The organism is Sphingomonas sp. P3_C6 (assembly GCF_056402595.1).
In genome coordinates this window covers 1-18856 of the sequence record NZ_JBFUHB010000047.1, presented here as the reverse complement: position 1 = coordinate 18856, position 18856 = coordinate 1, and the positions used below count along the sequence as shown (strand labels likewise).

Below are 18856 nucleotides of genomic sequence, written 5' to 3'. Positions count from 1 at the left end.
CCCCTCCACCACCCGCTGAAGAAGCGGGCGGTCCCCCTCCCCGTTCCGGGGAGGAGCTTAGGGCGTGAATCACCACCGAGCGACTCGCCAGCACGACATCCTCGCCCGCGCGCGCCAGGTCATACGCGCGCTGGCCATCGACCTTGAGCGCCGAATAGGCCGGCGGCACCTGCTCGATCGGGCCGGTGAAGCGCGGCAGCACCGCCTCGACCTCGGCCAGTGTGGGCCGGGCCTCCGACCGGGCAATCGCCGCGCCTTCCAGGTCGAGCGTATCCGTCTCCACCCCGAAGCCGATGGTGAAGTCATAGACCTTGTCGCTGTCGAGCATCCGCCCGGCGAGCTTGGTCGCCTCGCCGATCGCGATCGGCAGCACGCCGGTCGCAAGCGGATCGAGCGTGCCGCCGTGCCCGGTCTTGAACTTGCCGTAACCGCCATTGCGCAGCGCGCGCTTGACCGCCGACACGCCCTGGGTCGAGCCGAGTCCGAGCGGTTTGTCGAGGATGATCCAACCGTGCATCCGTCACGCCCTAGCTGGGTGGGGCGCCCGGGGCCAGCAGGCTCACTTCTTCGCCTTTTTCGGCGGCGGGCCGCTCGTCACCAGCTGGTCGATCTGGCATTGCTGCCCGTCGACCAGCAGCGTGCCATAGCGGTCGAGCGAGCTCGTGCCGCGTGTCTCCACGCCGATCCGGGTGGCGAAGGTCAGGCCGAGGCAGGGCCCCAGCACGGTTGCGCGATACCATTTGCGGGTGCGATCCTGGAGATAGACTGCCCGGTCGCCATCGGGCTGGAAGTCGTAGATGCCGTCATGCTCGACGAACGGGATCGTCGCCGGCGTGCCGGGGGCAGGCGGTGTCGTCTGCGCAGGCGCTGCCGCGGCGCACAGGGCAGCCAGCGGCAGGGCAAGCAGCGTGCGATTGAGCATCATGACGTTCCTCGAATCGGCCCAAAGAGCCGGGGCCTCGAATCGGCCCAAAGGGCCGGCGCCTCGACTCGGCCGCGAAAGGGAAGGAACCGTTCCTACGCCAGCCCGGCTGTACGCTCGATGAAGTGGCGTCGGCACATCGCGACGTAACGGTCATTGCCGCCGATCTCGGTCTGGGCGCCTTCGCGGATCGGATGGCCGGCGGCATCGACCCGCATGTTCATCGTCGCCTTGCGGCCGCAGGCGCAGACCGATTTGATCTCGATGAGCGAATCGGCGATCGCCAGCAGCCGTGCCGACCCTTCGAACAACTGCCCCTGGAAATCGGTGCGGAGGCCGTAGGCGAGCACGGGCACATCGTGAAAATCGGCCAGGGCCGCGAGTTGGTCGACCTGTGTCGCGGTCAGGAACTGCGCCTCGTCCACCAAGACGCAGGCGGGTGGCGCCTCGTGGCCGTGCACCACGATCGCGGCCAAGTCGGTGTCGCGATCGAACGCGATCGCATTGGCGCCGAGGCCGATCCGCGAGGTGACGGTGCCGGCCGCGAACCGGTCGTCGATCGCCGCGGTGAACAACAGGGTACGCATCCCGCGCTCGCGATAGTTGAAATCGGCCTGGAGCAGGGTGGTAGATTTCCCCGCATTCATCGAGGCGTAGTAGAAATAGAGCTTGGCCATCAGGCGAGTGTCTCGATCGGGAGGGGGCTAGTCGGGCCTGCGATCCCTGCAATACCGGCGTCGAACGTCGCAAAGGCAGAGGCGCCCTGCGCCGCGCCGATGTGGATCATGTCGGCAAAGTCCGCGCCTTCGCTGAATCGGTCTATGACCCATGCCATTTCGGGCGGCGCGGATATGAACGCTGGCAGGTCGAGGATGGAGCGGAACGCCATGGCGATCCGTTGCCGGTTCCATCGATATACGGATCGCAGAACCCATTCCGATTCCATAAAAACCGATGACGAGATGATGAAGTCCTGCTGGAACAGGCGTTGGGCAATTGCGACCTGTTCAGGATTGTCGTTGGTCAGGAAACGGATGACGATGTTGGTATCCAGCGCCCGGGTCATCAATCCTTCCAGGTCTCTCGAAACATTCGATCGACGCTGGCATTCATCTCCTCGATCGACACCGGCGGACCTTCATGCTGGTATAGCGACCTGATTTCCCGAAGGATCTCATCAAACGACCGGCCCGACTTTTGCGCCACCGGCCGCAGGAACACACCGCCATTCATCTTGACGACGTCGAGAGCCTGGCCCGCATGCAGGCCCAGCTCGTCCCGAACGTCCTTCGGGATCACCACTTGGCCCTTGGCCGACATCGTTGTTTTGGCGTTCACGAAGGTAAGATGTGTCTTACTTCCCCTGAAGTCAATCGCTTTGCCGGTCCGGTCGCGATAGATACCGTCCTCCGGGGATCTGGTCAGGAACAATAATCAAGGGGCGGAACATGCGCGGCGGTATCTGGGTTCTCAACATATTCGCGGCCATCTGGTTCGTGGTGGGCGCGGTCGGAGCTGGGTTGCCATGGGCGGTGCTGGCCGTTCCGGCCGTCATTTCCGGCGCGCTGATCGGCTGGGGCCTGCGTACGACCGGCACCGAACGCCCGCGCAACCCGAATGTCGGCCGGCTGGTCGGTATCTGGAGCGCGGTCGAAGGGGTGGCGATCTTCGTCGCGGCCAATGTCTGCATCAATATCGGCGCGCGGGAGGCGATCGCGCCGGTGATCGCGATCATCGTCGGACTGCACTTCCTGCCGCTCGCGCGCGGAATCCCGTTGCCGCTCTATTATGCGACCGGCGCCGCGCTGGTCGCGCTCGGCCTCGCCGCGCTGCTGTTCCCGGGGCCGGAGCGCGGCCTCACCGGCCTGGGCGCCGCGGTGATCCTGTGGGTCAGCTGCGCCCTGTTGATCCGGCAAGCACAGGCCTGGCGCGCCGGCTGATCAGGCCTCGTCGTCTTGGGTCAGGTCGCGTGCGACATGCGGATCGCGCAGCAGCCTGTCGATATGGCTGCCCTCGTCGAAACTCTCGTCGGCGACGAATTTCAGCTTGGCGGCGTAGCGCGTGTTCACCTTCGCGGCGACCTCGCGCTGGAGATAGGCGGTGTTGGTGCGCAGCGCCTTCATCACCGCTTCCTCGTCCTTGCCGAGCAGCGGCTTGATGAAGACGGTGGCGTGGCGCAGGTCGGGCGACATGCGCACTTCGGTGACGGTCACGAGATGCTTGGCCAGCACCTCGTCATGCACGTCGCCGCGCGCGAGGATGTCGCTGAGCGTGTGGCGTACCTGCTCGCCGACGCGGAGCAGGCGGACTGAACGGGTCTCGGGCGTTTCGGCGGGTCTCATTTCATCACCGTACATTCGGGGGGAAGCGTCAGGCCGACCAGGCTAAAGTCGCGATAGGTGATCTTCACCGGGGCACCGCCCCATCGCGGTTTCCATTCCGGCTCGCGTTTGGTCGGCACGGCGGAGAGGTGATTGATCGTGAGCGCGCGCGGGCCAGTCCAGCGCAGCACGACACAGTCGTGCATATGGCTCTGATACACCGCCTCGCGGGTGAAGGGCTTGCCGGACTGGAGGAACACATAGGTGTCCTTCCTGTCCAGCACCGGCGCATCATATTCGGCGGTCGCGATATACTGGCCGTCGCGCGATGCCGCACGCTGCCATTCGATCGTCGGCTCGCCGCAGCCGGCCAGCACCAGGCCGAGGCCAAGTGCTGCGCCGGCCGGCAACCGATTCATCTTACAGCGTCCGTTCGCGCAGCTCGACTTCATAGGTTTCGAGGAAGTCGCCCGGCTTGATGTCGGTGTGGCTGGCGAAGGTCACGCCGCATTCCAGACCGGCACGAACCTCGGCCACGTCGTCCTTGAAGCGCCTGAGCGACGCGATTTCGCCATTGTAGATGATGACGTCGTCGCGCGTGATGCGGGCCTTGAGCGCCTTGCGGATATAGCCCTCGACCACCAGCAGACCGGCGGCCCGGCCATGCTTGCCGGCCGAGAAGACCTCGCGGATTTCGGCGCGGCCAACGACCGTCTCGAATGCCTCGGGGCCAAGCTCGCCCGCCATGCCGGCGCGGATGTCGTCGATCAGGTCGTAGATCACGTCATAATATTTGAGCGCGACCTTCTGGCGTTCGGCGATCTCGCGTGCCTTGGCGTTGGCGCGGACGTTGAAGCCGATGATCGGCGCGCCCGACGCACCCGCCAGGGTGACATCGCTCTCGGTGATACCGCCAACGCCCGAGTGGAGCACCCGTGCCCTGATGTCGTCGGTCGAGATCTTGTTGATCGAGTTGACGATGGCTTCGACCGACCCTTGCGTGTCGGCCTTGACGACGAGCGGATATTCGATCGCCTGCTTGTCCTTGAGCGCGGAGAACATGCTCTCCAGGCTGGCCGGGGCGGAGGTCGTCCGCTTGCTGGTGATCACGCTCTGGCGATACTCCGCAACTTCGCGGGCACGCGCCTCGTTCTCGACCACGGTCAGTTGATCGCCGGCACGCGGCACCCCGGACAGGCCGAGCACCTCGACCGGCATGGACGGGCCGGCTTCCTTGATCTGCTGGCCCTTGTCGTTGGTCATCGCACGGACCTTGCCGCTCTCGGCGCCGACGACGAACACGTCGCCGACCTTGAGCGTGCCGCGATTGACGAGGACGGTCGCGACCGGGCCGCGGCCCTTGTCGAGCTTCGCCTCGATCACGGTGCCTTCGGCATCGCGGTCCGGATTCGCCTTCAGCTCGAGCAGTTCGGCCTGAAGCTGGATTTTCTCGACCAGCTCGTCGAGGCCGGTCTTCTTGAGAGCGGAGACTTCGACGTCCTGGACGTCACCCGACATTTCCTCGACGACGACTTCATACTGAAGCAGCGCCTCGCGGACTTTTTGCGGGTTGGCGTCAGGCTTGTCGATCTTGTTGATCGCCACGATCATCGGCACGCCGGCCGCCTTGGTGTGGTTGATCGCCTCGATCGTCTGCGGCTTCAAGCCGTCATCGGCGGCCACGACCAGCACCACGATATCCGTGACGTTGGCGCCGCGCGCGCGCATTTCCGTGAAAGCCTCATGGCCCGGCGTGTCGAGGAAGGTGATCTTCGACTTGTCCTTCAGGGTGACCTGATAGGCGCCGATATGCTGGGTGATGCCGCCGGCTTCGCCCTTCACCACATCGGTGCCGCGGAGCGCGTCGAGCAGCGAGGTCTTGCCGTGATCGACATGGCCCATGATTGTGACCACCGGAGGACGCGGCACGGCAGCGCCGTCCTCTTCCTCGTGCGTGTCGTTCGCGAGATCGATGTCCGAATCGCTGACACGGGTGATGTTGTGGCCGAATTCGGTCACCAGCAGCTCGGCCGTGTCCTGGTCGATCGTCGCGTTGATCGTGACGGGCATGCCCATCTTGAACAGCGCCTTGACCAGGTCGGCACCCTTTTCCGCCATGCGGTTGGCGAGTTCCTGGACGGTGATCGCCTCAGGCACGACGACGTCGCGGACCTGCTTGGCCTGCGCCTCGCGCGGGCCGCCCATCCGGCGATGTTCCTTCTCGCGCGCGCGCTTCAGCGCAGCGAGGCTGCGGGCACGGGCGCCATCACCCTCGCCCAGGGCGCGGTTGACGGTGAGCTTGCCGGCGGTGCGGCGGTCGTCGCCCTTGCGGTCACGCTGCTGCGGGCGGTTGGGACCGTCGTTGCTCGGCGCGGCGGTAACCGGGCCGGGACGCTTGGGCGCGCCCGATGCAGGCGCAGGCGTTGCAGCAGGGGCCGGCGTGGGCGCGGCGACGGGTGCCGGGCGCGGCGCGGGGCGCTCGGGCCGGGGCACGGGTGTGAAGCGGCGCGGCGCGGGCATGCTGGGATCGAGCGTGACCGTGAGCGGCTGCGGCGGCGCGGGAGGAGGGGGCGGAGGCGGCGGGGGAGGCGGCGGTGCCGCCACCTCGACCGGTGCCGCGGCAACGGGCGTTGCCGGCGCCGGAGCCTCGACAGGGGCCTGCTGCGCTGGCTGCGCGGGCGGTTCGGGCGCGGCGGGCGAATCCGGGGCATCGCCGGCGCGACGATTTTCTTCGGCGCGGCGGCGCTCTTCCTCGAGTGCTTCGAGGCGATCGCGCTCTTCGCGGCGTCGTGTTTCCTCGAGCGCGTTCATGCGCGACTCGTCTGCCTCGCGGAGCAGCTTGGTCTGCAGCTCCTGGCGCGACAGCAGCGAATTGGCAGGCGAGACGGGCGCCGGGCGCGGCGGCTCTGGCGCGCGCACCGGAGCGGCGGCGACGGGCGCAGGGGCCTGTACCTCTTCGACCGCGGGCGCTTCGGCCTCACCGGGACGCCGCAGGACACGCCGGCTCTTCACTTCCACGACCACGGTGTTGGAACGGCCATGGCTGAAGCTCTGCTTCACCTTGCCCGTCTCGACCGTGCGCTTCAGCCCCAGCGGCGCGCGCATGCCCAGTTTCGGCTTTTCGTTGTCGGTATCGCTCACTCAAATTCCTCGTAGATCAATCTTCGGCCGTATCGGACGCGCCACCGTCCGTCGGCTCGGTTTCAAACGGCGTTGCGCCCTGCGAGACAGTTTCGCAAGGCGCTGTACCTGGGTCAGGGCCGATAAAATGCAGCCAGCGATGGAGCGCTTCGCCCACCCGCTTCGCCGCATCGGGATCAGTCAGGCCTATATGTACCACATTCTGGCGGCCTAGTGCCACGGCCAATATGGTGCGTGACACGGGCAGCGCCAAGCCCCTCTGGCCGCTGCCTTCCTCGTCCTTGCCGACGCGCCAGGCCTGATCGAGCTTGCGGTTGCCGTCCTCGCCCGCATCGGCGGCGTGGAGCAACAGGTGAAGCTTGCCGGACCGGGCGGCGGTTTCGATCCGCTCGGTGCCGATCAGCAGGCCGCCGGAGCGGGATTCGAGGCCGAGCCGGTCGAGCGCAGCGCGTTCCAGCGCTGCTTCGATCAGGGCGGGCAGGTCGTCGGGGATGAGGACCGGGCCGGTCTTGAACGCGCGGGCGAGCGCGCCCTTGAGCTTGCCCTTGGCGAGGGCGGTTTCGAGTTCCGCCTTTGTCACGCCGATCCACGCGCCGCGGCCGGGGGCCTTGGCGCGGACATCGGGCAGGACATGGCCGTCGGGTGACAGCGCAAGCCGCACCAGCGCGGCGCGGGGCGCGCGGTCGCCGATCAGGATGCAGCGGCGGATGGGATCACTCTTCCCTTCCCGCTTGCGGGAGGGCGCGCGCTCGCCATCAGCGGCATCGCTCGTTGAAGCCGGGCGCCCATCCCCGGCCCCTCCCGCAGGCGGGAGGGGGGAAGAAGGCTGAGACGATGTCTTGTCGACTAGCGTTTCATTGCGAGGATTCCGCATGCGCGTCCTCCTGCAATGGCTTCGGCGCGTCGCGGTCTGCCAGAAGCAGCCCGCCAGCGCCGTAATTCTCCGTGGAGATTTCCTCGATCACGATCTGCACCGCGCCCGCGGGTTTGCCGAGACGCTCCACCAGCGAACGGGTCACGTCAGCGACGATCCCCGCTTTCTGGTCGTGCGTCGCGGTGCCCGCGATCCGGATGCTGACGAACGGCATGGTGCTTACGCTTCCTCGTCCGTGGTCGCGGCCTCGGCGGCGGGTGCGTCGTCATCCTCGAACCAGTGCGCGCGGGCGGCCATGATGATCTCGTTGCCCTGTTCGTCGCTCAGGCCATATTCGCCAAGCACGCCGCCCTTGTCCTCGGGACGCTTTGGCGCGTCCTCGTTGCGGCGGCGCGGCTCCTGGCGCTTCTTCTGGATCAGCTCGTCGGTCGCCAGATCGGCGAGATCGTCGAGCGTCTTGATCCCGGCCTTGCCGAGCGTCACCAGCATCGCCTCGGTGATATAGGGCATGGTGGCGAGATCGTCGGACACGCCAAGCTCGCGACGCAGCGTGCGGTTGGCTTCCTCGCGGCGCTCGAGCGCCTCGGTCGCGCGGTTCTGCAGCTCGGCGGCGAGATCCTCGTCGAACCCTTCGATCGAGGCGATTTCGTCGGCCTCGACATAGGCCACCTCTTCCAGCGCGCCGAAGCCTTCGGCAACCAGCAGCTGGGCCAGTGTCTCGTCGACGTCGAGCTCGGTCTGGAACATCTCGGTGCGCTCGAGGAATTCCTTCTGGCGCTTCTCCGAGGCGTCGGCCTCGGTCAGGATGTCGATCGCCTTGCCGGTCAGCTGGCTGGCGAGGCGGACATTCTGGCCGCGGCGGCCGATGGCGAGCGACAGCTGATCGTCGGGAACGACGACCTCGATGCGATCCTCTTCCTCGTCGATCACGACGCGCGACACGGATGCCGGCTGAAGCGCGTTGACGACGAAGGTCGCGGTGTCGGGCGACCACGGGATGATGTCGATCTTCTCGCCCTGCATTTCCTGCACGACGGCCTGGACCCGGCTGCCCTTCATGCCGACGCACGCGCCGACCGGATCGATGCTGGAGTCATGCGAGATGACGCCGATCTTGGCGCGGCTGCCCGGGTCGCGGGCGGCTGCCTTGATCTCGATGATGCCGTCGTAGATTTCCGGCACTTCCTGCGCGAACAGCTTCTTCATGAAGTCGGGGTGGGCGCGGCTGAGGAAGATCTGCGGGCCGCGGTTCTCGCGGCGGACGTTGAGGATCAGCGCCCGGATGCGATCGTTCACGCGCACGATCTCGCGCGGGATCTGCGCGTCGCGGCGGATGACGCCTTCCGCGCGGCCAAGGTCGACCACGACGTGACCGAACTCGACGCGCTTCACCACACCGGTGATGATCTCGCCCATGCGGTCCTTGAATTCTTCATACTGGCGTTCGCGCTCTGCGTCGCGGACCTTCTGGAAGATGACCTGCTTGGCGGCCTGGGCGGCGATGCGGCCGAACTCGATCGGGGGCAGCGGATCGACGATGTAATCGCCGACGACCGCGCCCGGCTGGAGCTTCTGCGCTTCCTTCAGGTTCACCTGCTTGAAATAGTCGTCGACGGCCTCGACCACCTCGACGACGCGCCACAGGCGCAGGTCGCCCGAGTTCGGGTCGAGCTTTGCGCGGATGTCGTTCTCGGCGCCATAGCGGGCACGGGCGGCACGCTGGATCGCGTCCTCCATCGCCTCGATCACGATGCCCTTGTCGATCATCTTCTCGGTGGCGACGGCGTTCGCGATCGCGATCAGCTCTGCCTTGTTGGCGGAAACGGCGGTGGCCATCAGTCTTGCCCTTCACTCATGATATCGTCTGGGTTGCTCTCGACACCTTCCGGCGCCTCTACTTCGAATTCTTCTTCCTCGACACCGTCCAGCGACAGGGGCCGGGTCGAGGCGATCAGCGCGTCGGTCAGCAGCAGCTTGGCATTGGCGACCTGATCGAAGCCGATGATCATCGGCTCATGCTTGTTCACGTCGATGGTGATGCGCTCGTCCTCGACACCCTTCAAGATGCCGGTGAGCTGTTTGCGGCCATCGACCGGCGCGGTGAGGTGGATGCGCGCCTCATGCCCCGCCCAGTCCTGGAAATCCTTGAGCCGGGTCAGCGGACGGTCGATGCCCGGCGAACTGACCTCGAGGCGATAAGCCTCCTCGATCGGGTCCTTCTCGTCGAACAGGTCGGAGATGCGGCGCGACAGCTCGGCGCAATCGTCGATCGTCAGCTGCCGGGTATCCGGCCGCTCGGCCATCACCTGCAGGGTCAGGTCGTCCCGGTTGCCGAACATCTTCACGCGCACGAGATCGAAGCCCAGGGCATTCGCCTCGGGTTCTATCAGGTGCGCAAGCTTCGCGATGTCCGTCATCAGGTTTTAAACATGCCCTCTCGTCGCCGGGACCGTGTGGCCCCGACCTCTTCACCAATAACGATGTAGAGAATTGAGAGGGCGATATACGGCGGGTTGGCCTCTGCGGCAAGGCCCCCTCGTACGAGGGGGAAGCATTCTGCCGTTCTATCCCGAGGCGATGCGTTCGTTGGCGGATTATCCGGCGAGTCGCTGCCGGCCCGTGCCGATCAGCCGCGCAGCTTCTTCAGATGCGCATCGGCATCGGCGACATGAGGATTGGCCGGCCCGTCCCCGCCCGCCTCGTCGAGCAGGGCATAGCGTGCGCGGGCCTGGATCCAGAAGATCCAGGCGGTGTCGCTGTCGTTGATCGCCTCGGCCTGGAGCGCGGCACTGCGCAGGGCGTTGCCGATATCGAGCGGCGGGGCGTCCGGCATGGCGTGATAGAGGCCGAGCATCTCGGTGATCGCTGCGGCGGCTTCCTCCGGGCGGCCGGCCTCGACCAGGATATCCGCCACCCGGCGAATCGCCCTGGCGAGCGCCGGGACATCGTCCGCATCGCGCAGCAACGCCACGGCGCGGCGCTGGTGGATCAACGCCTCATAATGGTCGCCGGCATCCCGCAACCGCTCCGCTTCCCCAGCATAGGTTTCAGCCTGTGCCCGCGGGTCGGTCATGGTCGTGCGATCAGATAGTTGAGGCGTGCCGCAGCGATGGGTTTGTCGCGGTCATCCTGCCACGCCGTCGCCTCGACATTGGCGACGCGCGTGCCGAGTCGCGTCACCACGCCCTGCGCCCGGGTCGGCTTGTCGCGCCCGCCGCGCATGAAATCGACCGTGACGTTGATCGGCTTGATCCGGCCGCCGCCTTCCTCGGCCAGCGCCTGGCGGACGGCGACGATCGCCGCCATCTCCATCAGCCCGCTGATCGCGCCGCCGTGCAGGAAGCCGGGGCGCCCGAGCACGCCCTCGGCGAACGGCATGATCAGCACGCTCTCATCATCGGGATCGACGCTCAGCCCGAGCAGGTCGGCATAGGGTGGCAGGCTCACAGATAGCCCTCCGGCGCCATGAAGGTGCCGGCGACATGCGCCAGCGGATCGGCCGGATCGCCGTCATGCGCCTGGCCGCGCACAAAGGCGATCGAGCGGCTGATACGATAGCATTCACCGCGACCGATCACCGTCTTGCCCGGGGTTGCCGGCCGCAGATAATCGACGCGCAGGTCGAGCGTCGCATGCGCGCGGAATGCGTTGAGCCGCAGCCACACCGCCATGCTCGTCGCCATGTCCATCATCGACAGGATCGGGCCGGAGGCGATCACGCCGGTGTCGGACTCGCCGATCTGGTCCTTGTCATAGGGCAAGGCGAGCTCGACCCAATCCTCGCCATGCGCGTGATAGCCGAGACCGAGCAGACGGCCATGGCCACCCGCGCCATTGCGCAGGAAACGTTCGGGGTCGAAGCGAAAGGCGGGCGTCGTCATCGCGTGACCTCTACTGCAGTGCAGCGTAATCCGTAAAGAAGATCGGCTTGGCCGCAGCAAACGGCGAGGAGAGATCCTTCCGACCCACCCATTGCAGGGCCCTTCGCCTCCGTATAGCTTCGGTTGCAAAGAACAACGGATAGGAGAGGCGGGTGCATCCCAGCATTCACGCGGCGGACACGCCCGACAAGCCTGCGCTGATCGTCGCCGAGACCGGCGAGACAGTGAGCTTTGCGGAACTCGACCGGCGATCGAACCGGGCGGCGCAGCTGTTCCGTTCGGCCGGGCTGGTAGCTGGCGACACCATCGCGCTGTTCCTGGAGAATGTGCCGGCCTTCTACGATGTGGCCTGGGGCGCCCAGCGCAGCGGCCTCTTCTATGTCTGCATCTCCACCAAGCTGACCGCGCCCGAGGTCGCCTATATCGTACGCGACAGCGGCGCGAAGCTGGTCGTCGCCTCGGCCGAGCTGGAGGTGGCGGGGCATCTGGCAGCCGATCTTGCGGATACCGCGCTTTACGCGATCGGTGGCGCGGCGCCGGGCTGGTTGTGCTGGGAAGAAGCGGTCGCGGCGATGCCCGATACGCCGATCGCCGACGAACGCGCGGGGATCGACATGCTCTATTCGTCCGGCACCACCGGGCGGCCCAAGGGGGTGCGCGTGGCATTGCCCGAGGATCCGAACATCGCGGCGCCAAACGTGCTGATGATGCTGGCCCGGGGCCTCTATGGGCTCGGGCCGGACAGCGTCTATCTCAGCCCGGCGCCGCTCTATCATGCCGCTCCGCTGCGCTGGTCGATGACGGTGCTCCGACTCGGCGGCACGGTGGTGATGATGCAGCATTTCTCGCCGCTGACGGCGCTGGCCGCGATCGAGACCTATCGCGCCAATGCGAGCCAGTGGGTGCCGACCCATTTCGTGCGCATGCTCAAGCTGGGCGAGGAGGATCGCAGCCGCTTCGACCTGTCGAGCCTGAGGGTCGCGATCCACGCCGCCGCCCCCTGTCCGATCCCGGTCAAGGAAGCGATGATCGCGTGGTGGGGCCCCGTGCTGTACGAATATTATGCCGGCTCCGAAGGGAACGGCCTGACCACGATCACGTCCGAGGAATGGCTTGGCCACAAGGGATCGGTGGGCAAGGCGGCGTACGGCGTGCTGCATATCTGCGACGAGGCCGGCGAGGAGCTCGGGGTCGACGAGGAGGGGCTGGTCTATTTTGAGGGCGGCGGCCAGTTCGAATATCACAATGATCCGGACAAGACCGCGGAGGCGCGCAACGCGAAGGGCTGGACCACGCTCGGCGATATCGGGCGGATCGATGCCGAGGGATATCTCTACCTCACCGATCGCAAGAGCTTCATGATCATCTCCGGCGGGGTGAACATCTATCCGCAGGAGATCGAGAACCGGCTGATCACGCATCCGCGCGTCGCGGATGTCGCGGTCATCGGAGCGCCCTGCCCGGAAATGGGCGAGCGGGTCGTCGCGGTGGTTCAGCCGGTCGACATGGCGGAGGCTGGGCCCGGCCTGGCCGACGAACTCACCGCCTGGTGTCGCGCCGAATTGTCGGGCGTGAAGACGCCGCGCCAGATCGACTTCACCGAGGAGCTGCCGCGCCATGCGACGGGCAAGCTCTACAAGCGGCTGGTGCGCGATCGTTATTGGGGCGCTGGCGGTGGGCGGATCGTGTGACATGTCGCCCGGCGGAGACCGGAGCCGCTAAGTAAGGTAGCGCACCCGAAGCAACGTAACGGCCCCGGCCTCCGCCGGGGCGACGGAGAAAATCATGAACGACCGAGTCTCGATCACCGTTGCCGATCATGTCGCCGATGTCCGCCTGACCCGATCGGACAAGATGAACGCGATCGATCCGGCCATGTTCAAGGGCATCGCGGCGGCGATCGACCAGTTGCACGGCATGGCCAATGTCCGCGCCGTCGTGCTGTCGGGCGAGGGGCGGGCCTTTTGCGCCGGGCTGGACATGCAGAGCATGGCGGGCGGCGGATCGGGCATCGATCTCGGCAGCCGGCGGCCGGACGGCGCCAATCTGGTGCAGCAGGTGTCCTGGGGCTGGCGCATGCTGCCCATGCCGGTGATCGCGGCGGTGCACGGCGTGGCGCTGGGCGGCGGGTTCCAGATCATGTCGGGCGCCGATATCCGCATCGCCGCGCCCGGTACCCGAATGTCGATCCGTGAGGGACATTGGGGCCTCGTGCCCGATATGGGCGGCATCGCCTTGTGGCGCACGCTGGCGCGCGACGATGTGTTGCGTGAACTGACCTATACCGCGCGGGAATTCACGGCCGAGGAGGCGCTGGGCTATGGCTTCGTCACCCGTCTTGCCGATGATCCGCACGCAGCGGCGATGGCGCTGGCGCAGGAGATTGCCGGGCGTAGTCCCCATGCGGTGCGTGGCTCGAAGCGGCTGTTCAACCTGGCCGCCGATGCTGACCCCAGGGAGATTCTCGATGCCGAGACGGTCGAGCAGTTGCGGGTGATCCGCCAGCCCAATCAGGTCGAGGCGGTCATGGCCAATATGGAAAAGCGCACGCCCAAATTTAAGGACTGAGGGCTTTCACAGATTGGGCAGGGGCGTCGCCGTCTCGATCCGGTATTTTTCCAGCCCGGCGCGGAAATCGTCGGGCAGCCGCGTCGCACCCGATGCGCCGCTCATCACGATCGAGGCGTCGCAGGTCGCGATGGCGAAACCCTGCTGGAAGGCGGTGGACAGGATCTGCCAGCTTCTCGTGCCTATCTCGCCGATACCTGTCGCGATCTCGACATCGGCGGGGAAATTGCCCTCGGCGATGTAATTGATCTCGATCCGGGCGACGAGCCAGCGATGGCCCGCCCAGCCGGCCAGCCCCATCGCCTGATTGAAGCGAACCCGGCCGCTCTCGAACAGCGCCGCCATCGCGACATTGTTGATATGGCCGAGCGGATCGAGATCCTGGAAGCGGGTCTGGATCGTCTCGCTATGGGGATAGGCGGACGGGGCGAGGCGGGTTGGATCGGGTCTCGGCATTGCTCCTTCTTCCTCCCCTCCCGCTTGCGGGAGGGGATCGAGGGGTGGGCTCGCGGTATCAGCGAGCGAAGCGTTGGAGGTGGCCGGGCGCCCACCCCCAACCCCCTCCCGCAAGCGGGAGGGGGCTAGAGGTCACCGCGGCGCCATGCGGATGGCGCCGTCGAGGCGGACGTCCTCGCCGTTGAAATAGCTGTTCTCGACCATCGCGAGTGCGAGTTGTGCATATTCCGGCGCGTTGCCGAGGCGCTTGGGGAACGGCACCGATGCGGCGAGATTATCCTTCACCTGCTGCGGCGCGCCCTGCATCAGCGGGGTGTTGAAGATGCCGGGCAGGATCGTGTTGACGCGGATGCCCTCGCCCATCAGGTCGCGCGCGATCGGCAGGGTCATGCCGACCACGCCGCCCTTCGACGCCGAATAGGCCGCCTGGCCGATCTGTCCGTCCTCGGCCGCGACGCTGGCGGTCATCACGATCGCCCCGCGCTCGCCATCCTCGCCGGGCGTAAGCGTCAGCATGCCGGCGGCGGATTTCGCCACGCAGCGGAAGGTGCCGACCAGATTGATCTGGATGAGCCAGTTGAACGCCTCGAGCGAGAAATGCTTGATGCTGCCGTCTTCCTTGGAGCGGCTCGCGGTCTTCATCGCATTGCCGGTGCCGGCGCAGCAGACGAGCACGCTTTCCTGGCCGTTCGCGGCACGCGCCTTGGCGAAGCCGGCATCGACGCTCTCGTCGGAGGTTACGTTCACTTCGCAGAACACGCCGCCGATCTCGGCCGCGAGCTTCTCGCCCTTCTCCGCCTGGAGATCGAAGATGGCGACCTTCACGCCCTTGGCGGCAAGCGCCCGCGCGGTCGCTTCGCCAAGGCCGGAGGCACCGCCGGTGACGACGGCGGCGATATTGTTGTCGAGTTTCATCTGTTTCCTCTCAAAAATGCGTGGGCGGGTCAGAGCCGCTCGATGATGGTGACGTTGGCGATGCCGCCGCCCTCACACATGGTCTGCAGACCGTAGCGAAGGCCGCGTTTGTGCAGCGCGTGGACCAGGGTGGCCATCAGCTTGGTGCCCGATGCGCCGAGCGGATGGCCGAGCGCGATCGCGCCGCCATTGACGTTGAGTTTCTCGGGATCGCCGCCGACATGCTTCAGCCAGGCGAGCGGCACGGGCGCGAATGCCTCGTTGACCTCGTACAGGTCGATATCCTCGATCTTCATGCCCGCCCGCTTCAGCGCCTTGTCGGTCGCGAACAGCGGCTCTTCCAGCATGATGACGGGATCGCCGCCGGTGACGGTCAGGTTGTGGATGCGCGCGAGCGGGGTGAGGCCATGCTCCTTCAGCGCGCGCTCGCTGACCACCAGAACCGCGCTGGCACCGTCGCAGATCTGGCTGGCATTGGCTGCGGAGATCGCGCCGCCTTCCTGCAGCAGCTTGACCGAATGAATACCCTCGAAGGTTGCGTCGAAACGGATGCCCTCATCGACGGTGTGGCAGGCCTCGCCCTCGGGTGTCGTGATCTCGAGTCCGACGATCTCGCCCTTGAAATCGCCCCGCTCGGTCGCGGCGGCGGCTCGCCTGTGGCTTTCCAGCGCGTATTGATCGAGCTGGTCGCGGTCGAAGCCATATTTATCGGCGATCATCTGCGCGCCGAGGAACTGGCTGAACTGAACGCCGGGATAGCGCGCCTCCTGCCGCGGCGATTTGGATTTGCCGAGGCCGGCCTGCGCGAACAGCAGGCCGGTCGATCCCATCGGCACGCGCGTCATGCTCTCCACGCCCGAGGCGATCACCACGTCCTGCGTACCGGAGAGCACCGCCTGTGCCGCGAACTGGATCGCCTGTTGGGAGCTGCCGCACTGCCGGTCGATCGACACGGCGGGCACGCTTTCGGGCAGCTTCGACGCCAGCACGGCGCCGCGCCCGATCTGGAAGCCCTGTTCGCCGCCCTGGCTGACACAGCCCATGATGACGTCCTCGATCGCAGCCGGATCGATGCCCGAGCGGTCGACGATCGCGTCGAGCACGGCGCCGCCCATGTCTGCCGGATGCCATCCGGCGAGCTTGCCCCCGCGCTTGCCGCCGGCGGTGCGCACCGCCTCCACGATATAGGCTTCAGCCATGCTCGACTCTCCATAAGGTTCGTATTTGCAACCCATACTTGCCCAATCATCGCGGGTCGGCAAGGGTGGTGGGGCGTACCCAATCGTCGAAATAGGGAGATGCAGGATGAAGGTCACGGATGCCGTAGCGGCACGTCGGTCGGTCCGCGGATTTTTGGAACGGCCGGTCCACGCCGATGTGCTGAAAAGGATCGTGACCGGCGCAGCTCGGGCGGCGACCGGCGGCAATCTGCAGCCCTGGCATGTCGATCTGGTCACCGGCGAGTCGCTCGCCGCGCTGAAGGCGCTGATGATGGCCAGGCTGATGGCTGGCGAGACGGAGGAACATGCCTATGCGATCTACCCGCCTGGCCTGACCGCGCCCTATCGCGACCGGCGCTTCGCGGTGGGCGAGGCGATGTACGCGCATATCGGCATCCCGCGCGAGGACAAGGCAGCGCGGCGGATGTGGTTCGCGCGCAACTTCCAGTTCTTCGGCGCGCCGGCTGCCCTGTTCTGCACGATCGACCGGCAGATGGGCCCGCCGCAATGGGCCGATCTCGGCATGTATCTGCAGAACGTCATGCTGCTGGCGGTGGAAGCCGGCCTCGCGACCTGCGCGCAGGAATGCTGGGCGGTCTATCCGGAGACGATCACCGGCTTCCTCGGTACGCCGCCGGAGCGGATGCTGTTTTGCGGGATGGCAATCGGCTATGAGGATGAGAGCGAACCGGCGAACCGGCTGCGCACCGAGCGGGCGCCGGAAGAGGAATGGCTGACGGTGCATCCTTAATTCCTTTCCTTATTCCTCCCCTGCATCGCGGGGGAGGGGGACCACGAAGTGGTGGAGGGGCTTGGAGCGCGACGAGCGAGCCCTTCGCGTCGGCTCCGCGAATTGCGATGGAGCGTTTCGGGCACGCGCGCCGCGCTCCAAGCCCCTCCACCGCGCGAGCGCGGTCCCCCTCCCCGTTCCGGGGAGGAATTTAGGCAACTGCACCAAGTGCCTCCCTCAACTCCAACTCTGCAATTGACGCTGCACTGCAGCATCGCCACCTGTGGCCGATGCTTGATCCGACCGCGCCGACGCTGCTTGCCGAACCAGACGCACCCGCCCACCGGGTCGGCCTGACTCACCTCGCGCTGGCCGTCGGCGGTTTTGCGATCGGCACCACCGAATTCGCGACGATGAGCCTGGTCCCCGATTTCGCGCGCGACCTGCATATCGATGCGCCGACCGCGGGCCATGTCATCAGCGCCTATGCGCTTGGCGTGGTGGTGGGCGCGCCGACCATCGCGGTGCTCGCCGCGCGTATGTCGCGCCGCACCTTGCTGATCCTGCTTATGGGCTTCTACGCGGTTGCGAACGTGCTGACCGCGCTTTCGCCCAGCTACACCGTGATGATGGGGCTGCGGTTCCTCACCGGCCTTCCGCACGGCGCCTATTTCGGCATTGCGATGCTGGTTGCGGCGTCTTTGGTCCCCCCGGGCAAGCGCACCCAGGCGGTCGCACGGGTGCTGCTTGGGCTGACGGTGGCGACGATCGCCGGGGTGCCGCTGGCCAATTTCCTCGGCCAGACGATCGGGTGGCGCTGGAGCTTCGCCATTGTCGGCGCGCTGGCGCTGCTCACCGCGGCGCTGGTCGCAATCTATGCGCCGCGCGACCAGCCCGACAGGACGCGCAGCCCGCTCGCCGAGCTGGATGCACTGAAGCGCGGGCAGGTGTGGCTGACGCTCGGCATCGGCGCGATCGGGTTCGGCGGGTTGTTCGCGGTCTATACCTATCTCGCTTCGACCCTGACCGAGGTGACCGGCGTATCGCCGCTGATGGTGCCGGTCGCGCTGATGGTGTTCGGCGTGGGCATGACGGCGGGCAATCTCATCATCCCGCGTTATGCCGACCGGGCGCTGATGCCGACGGCCGCGGCATTGCTGGTGTGGAGCCTCGTCGCGCTGGCGCTCTTTCCGTTTGCTGCGCAGAATTTCTGGACGCTGCTGATCGATGTCTGCGCGATCGGCATCGGCGGCGCGCTGGGCACTGTGCTGCAGACGCGGCTGATGGATGTGGCGGGGGATGCGCAAGCGCTGGCGGCGGCACTGAACCATTCGGCGTTCAACGTGGCGAATGCGCTCGGGCCGTGGCTCGGCGGGCTGGCGATCACGGCCGGGTTCGGCTGGACCTCGACCGGCTGGGTCGGGTGCGGGCTCGCGCTGGGCGGGCTGGCGATCCTCGCGGTGTCGGTGAGTCTGGAGCGGCGCTCACTTTAATTCCTCCCCGAGCTTGCTCGGGGAGGGGGACCGTCCGCCTCTTCTGGCGAATGGTGGAGGGGCTTGGAATGCGGAACAGCAGCCCCGCGCCAAGCCCCTCCACCACCCGCTGAAGAAGCGGGCGGTCCCCCTCCCCGTTCCGGCAGGGCTATCGCATTTGAGCGAGAAGCGATGAGAGGTATCCATTGCTCCAGCCAGCGCGTTTGATTTTGGCGCGGATGGAGAGTTTGGCAGGATCGTGCTGGAGCAGGTTGAGGGCGAGCCGGCGTAGCAGGGCAAGGTTTTCGGCGCAGTGGTCGGATCGAGTGTGGATGCGATCTTCCCCGAAGGCGACG

23 protein-coding genes and 1 pseudogene are annotated in these 18856 nt (G+C 66.6%); 5 read left to right on the top strand and 19 right to left on the bottom strand.

What is annotated here, in order from left to right:
* The 5 genes from truB to AC1DT7_RS23610 form a co-directional block, all read right to left on the bottom strand.
* The coding region (gene truB, locus AC1DT7_RS23630; RefSeq protein WP_478038703.1) for a tRNA pseudouridine(55) synthase TruB at positions 1-517 on the bottom strand (517 nt) is incomplete at its 3' end.
* Positions 518-559: 42 nt separating this feature from the next.
* Positions 560-925 carry a DUF6491 family protein gene (locus AC1DT7_RS23625; protein ID WP_478038701.1) on the bottom strand — a complete coding sequence of 122 codons (366 nt, stop codon included), beginning with the start codon at positions 923-925 and terminating at the stop codon, positions 560-562.
* 92 nt (positions 926-1017) lie between these two features.
* On the bottom strand, positions 1018-1599 hold the full coding sequence (locus tag AC1DT7_RS23620) for a thymidine kinase (protein WP_478038700.1): 582 nt from the start codon (positions 1597-1599) through the stop codon (positions 1018-1020).
* A complete protein-coding gene (locus AC1DT7_RS23615; protein WP_478038698.1) occupies positions 1599-1988 on the bottom strand; it encodes a type II toxin-antitoxin system VapC family toxin in 390 nt (129 codons plus the stop codon). The genes AC1DT7_RS23620 and AC1DT7_RS23615 overlap by 1 nt, the downstream gene beginning before the upstream one ends.
* Complete coding sequence (locus tag AC1DT7_RS23610; RefSeq protein WP_478038696.1) at positions 1988-2242, bottom strand: AbrB/MazE/SpoVT family DNA-binding domain-containing protein; 255 nt, start codon at positions 2240-2242, stop codon at positions 1988-1990. The genes AC1DT7_RS23615 and AC1DT7_RS23610 overlap by 1 nt, the downstream gene beginning before the upstream one ends.
* A gap of 128 nt (positions 2243-2370) precedes the next feature.
* On the opposite strand from AC1DT7_RS23610, the gene AC1DT7_RS23605 reads away from it, so the two are divergent.
* A complete protein-coding gene (locus AC1DT7_RS23605) occupies positions 2371-2862 on the top strand; it encodes a hypothetical protein (protein WP_478038694.1) in 492 nt (163 codons plus the stop codon).
* Here the strand turns inward: AC1DT7_RS23605 and rbfA are convergent, their stop codons facing one another.
* The 10 genes from rbfA to AC1DT7_RS23555 form a co-directional block, all read right to left on the bottom strand.
* On the bottom strand, positions 2863-3264 hold the full coding sequence (gene rbfA, locus AC1DT7_RS23600) for a 30S ribosome-binding factor RbfA (RefSeq protein WP_478038692.1): 402 nt from the start codon (positions 3262-3264) through the stop codon (positions 2863-2865).
* The gene (locus AC1DT7_RS23595) at positions 3261-3662 is read right to left on the bottom strand and encodes a hypothetical protein (protein ID WP_478038690.1); all 402 of its coding nucleotides are present in this window, start codon (positions 3660-3662) and stop codon (positions 3261-3263) included. Before AC1DT7_RS23595 ends, rbfA begins: the two co-directional genes overlap by 4 nt.
* A gap of 1 nt (position 3663) precedes the next feature.
* Positions 3664-6384, bottom strand: a complete 2721-nt coding sequence (infB, locus tag AC1DT7_RS23590; protein ID WP_478038688.1) for a translation initiation factor IF-2 — start codon at positions 6382-6384, stop codon at positions 3664-3666.
* Between the two features lie 16 nt (positions 6385-6400).
* A complete protein-coding gene (locus AC1DT7_RS23585) occupies positions 6401-7258 on the bottom strand; it encodes a DUF448 domain-containing protein (protein ID WP_478038686.1) in 858 nt (285 codons plus the stop codon).
* A complete protein-coding gene (locus AC1DT7_RS23580) occupies positions 7239-7472 on the bottom strand; it encodes a tautomerase family protein (RefSeq protein WP_478038685.1) in 234 nt (77 codons plus the stop codon). Before AC1DT7_RS23580 ends, AC1DT7_RS23585 begins: the two co-directional genes overlap by 20 nt.
* Before the next feature lie 5 nt (positions 7473-7477).
* Positions 7478-9094, bottom strand: coding sequence for a transcription termination factor NusA (gene nusA, locus AC1DT7_RS23575; RefSeq protein WP_478038684.1), 1617 nt, complete (start codon positions 9092-9094; stop codon positions 7478-7480).
* A complete protein-coding gene (rimP, locus tag AC1DT7_RS23570) occupies positions 9094-9675 on the bottom strand; it encodes a ribosome maturation protein RimP (RefSeq protein WP_478038682.1) in 582 nt (193 codons plus the stop codon). Before rimP ends, nusA begins: the two co-directional genes overlap by 1 nt.
* Positions 9676-9884: 209 nt before the next feature.
* Positions 9885-10331, bottom strand: a complete 447-nt coding sequence (locus AC1DT7_RS23565) for a hypothetical protein (protein ID WP_478038680.1) — start codon at positions 10329-10331, stop codon at positions 9885-9887.
* A complete protein-coding gene (locus AC1DT7_RS23560; RefSeq protein WP_478038678.1) occupies positions 10328-10705 on the bottom strand; it encodes a PaaI family thioesterase in 378 nt (125 codons plus the stop codon). Before AC1DT7_RS23560 ends, AC1DT7_RS23565 begins: the two co-directional genes overlap by 4 nt.
* Positions 10702-11139, bottom strand: coding sequence for a PaaI family thioesterase (locus tag AC1DT7_RS23555; protein ID WP_478038677.1), 438 nt, complete (start codon positions 11137-11139; stop codon positions 10702-10704). Before AC1DT7_RS23555 ends, AC1DT7_RS23560 begins: the two co-directional genes overlap by 4 nt.
* 152 nt (positions 11140-11291) lie before the next feature.
* Here AC1DT7_RS23555 and AC1DT7_RS23550 point away from each other — a divergent pair, with 152 nt between their 5' ends.
* Both AC1DT7_RS23550 and AC1DT7_RS23545 read left to right on the top strand, forming a co-directional pair.
* The gene (locus AC1DT7_RS23550) at positions 11292-12830 is read left to right on the top strand and encodes an acyl-CoA synthetase (RefSeq protein ID WP_478038676.1); all 1539 of its coding nucleotides are present in this window, start codon (positions 11292-11294) and stop codon (positions 12828-12830) included.
* Positions 12831-12924: 94 nt separating this feature from the next.
* On the top strand, positions 12925-13707 hold the full coding sequence (locus AC1DT7_RS23545; RefSeq protein WP_478038675.1) for a crotonase/enoyl-CoA hydratase family protein: 783 nt from the start codon (positions 12925-12927) through the stop codon (positions 13705-13707).
* A 6-nt stretch (positions 13708-13713) separates the two neighbouring features.
* Here the strand turns inward: AC1DT7_RS23545 and AC1DT7_RS23540 are convergent, their stop codons facing one another.
* From AC1DT7_RS23540 to AC1DT7_RS23530, 3 genes are all read right to left on the bottom strand, one after another.
* Positions 13714-14163 (bottom strand): acyl-CoA thioesterase, encoded by a 450-nt coding sequence (locus tag AC1DT7_RS23540; RefSeq protein ID WP_478038673.1) that lies wholly within the window; start codon positions 14161-14163, stop codon positions 13714-13716.
* A 132-nt stretch (positions 14164-14295) separates the two neighbouring features.
* Positions 14296-15078: an SDR family NAD(P)-dependent oxidoreductase gene (locus AC1DT7_RS23535; protein WP_478038671.1), complete on the bottom strand. Its 783-nt coding sequence runs from the start codon at positions 15076-15078 to the stop codon at positions 14296-14298.
* Positions 15079-15107: 29 nt separating this feature from the next.
* A complete protein-coding gene (locus AC1DT7_RS23530; RefSeq protein WP_478038670.1) occupies positions 15108-16277 on the bottom strand; it encodes an acetyl-CoA C-acetyltransferase in 1170 nt (389 codons plus the stop codon).
* 106 nt (positions 16278-16383) lie between these two features.
* Here AC1DT7_RS23530 and AC1DT7_RS23525 point away from each other — a divergent pair, with 106 nt between their 5' ends.
* Complete coding sequence (locus tag AC1DT7_RS23525; RefSeq protein WP_478038668.1) at positions 16384-17049, top strand: nitroreductase; 666 nt, start codon at positions 16384-16386, stop codon at positions 17047-17049.
* A 269-nt stretch (positions 17050-17318) separates the two neighbouring features.
* The gene (locus AC1DT7_RS23520; RefSeq protein ID WP_478038666.1) at positions 17319-18521 is read left to right on the top strand and encodes an MFS transporter; all 1203 of its coding nucleotides are present in this window, start codon (positions 17319-17321) and stop codon (positions 18519-18521) included.
* 148 nt (positions 18522-18669) lie between these two features.
* Here the strand turns inward: AC1DT7_RS23520 and AC1DT7_RS23515 are convergent.
* A pseudogene (locus AC1DT7_RS23515) lies at positions 18670-18856 on the bottom strand (ISAs1 family transposase); the annotation flags it as partial.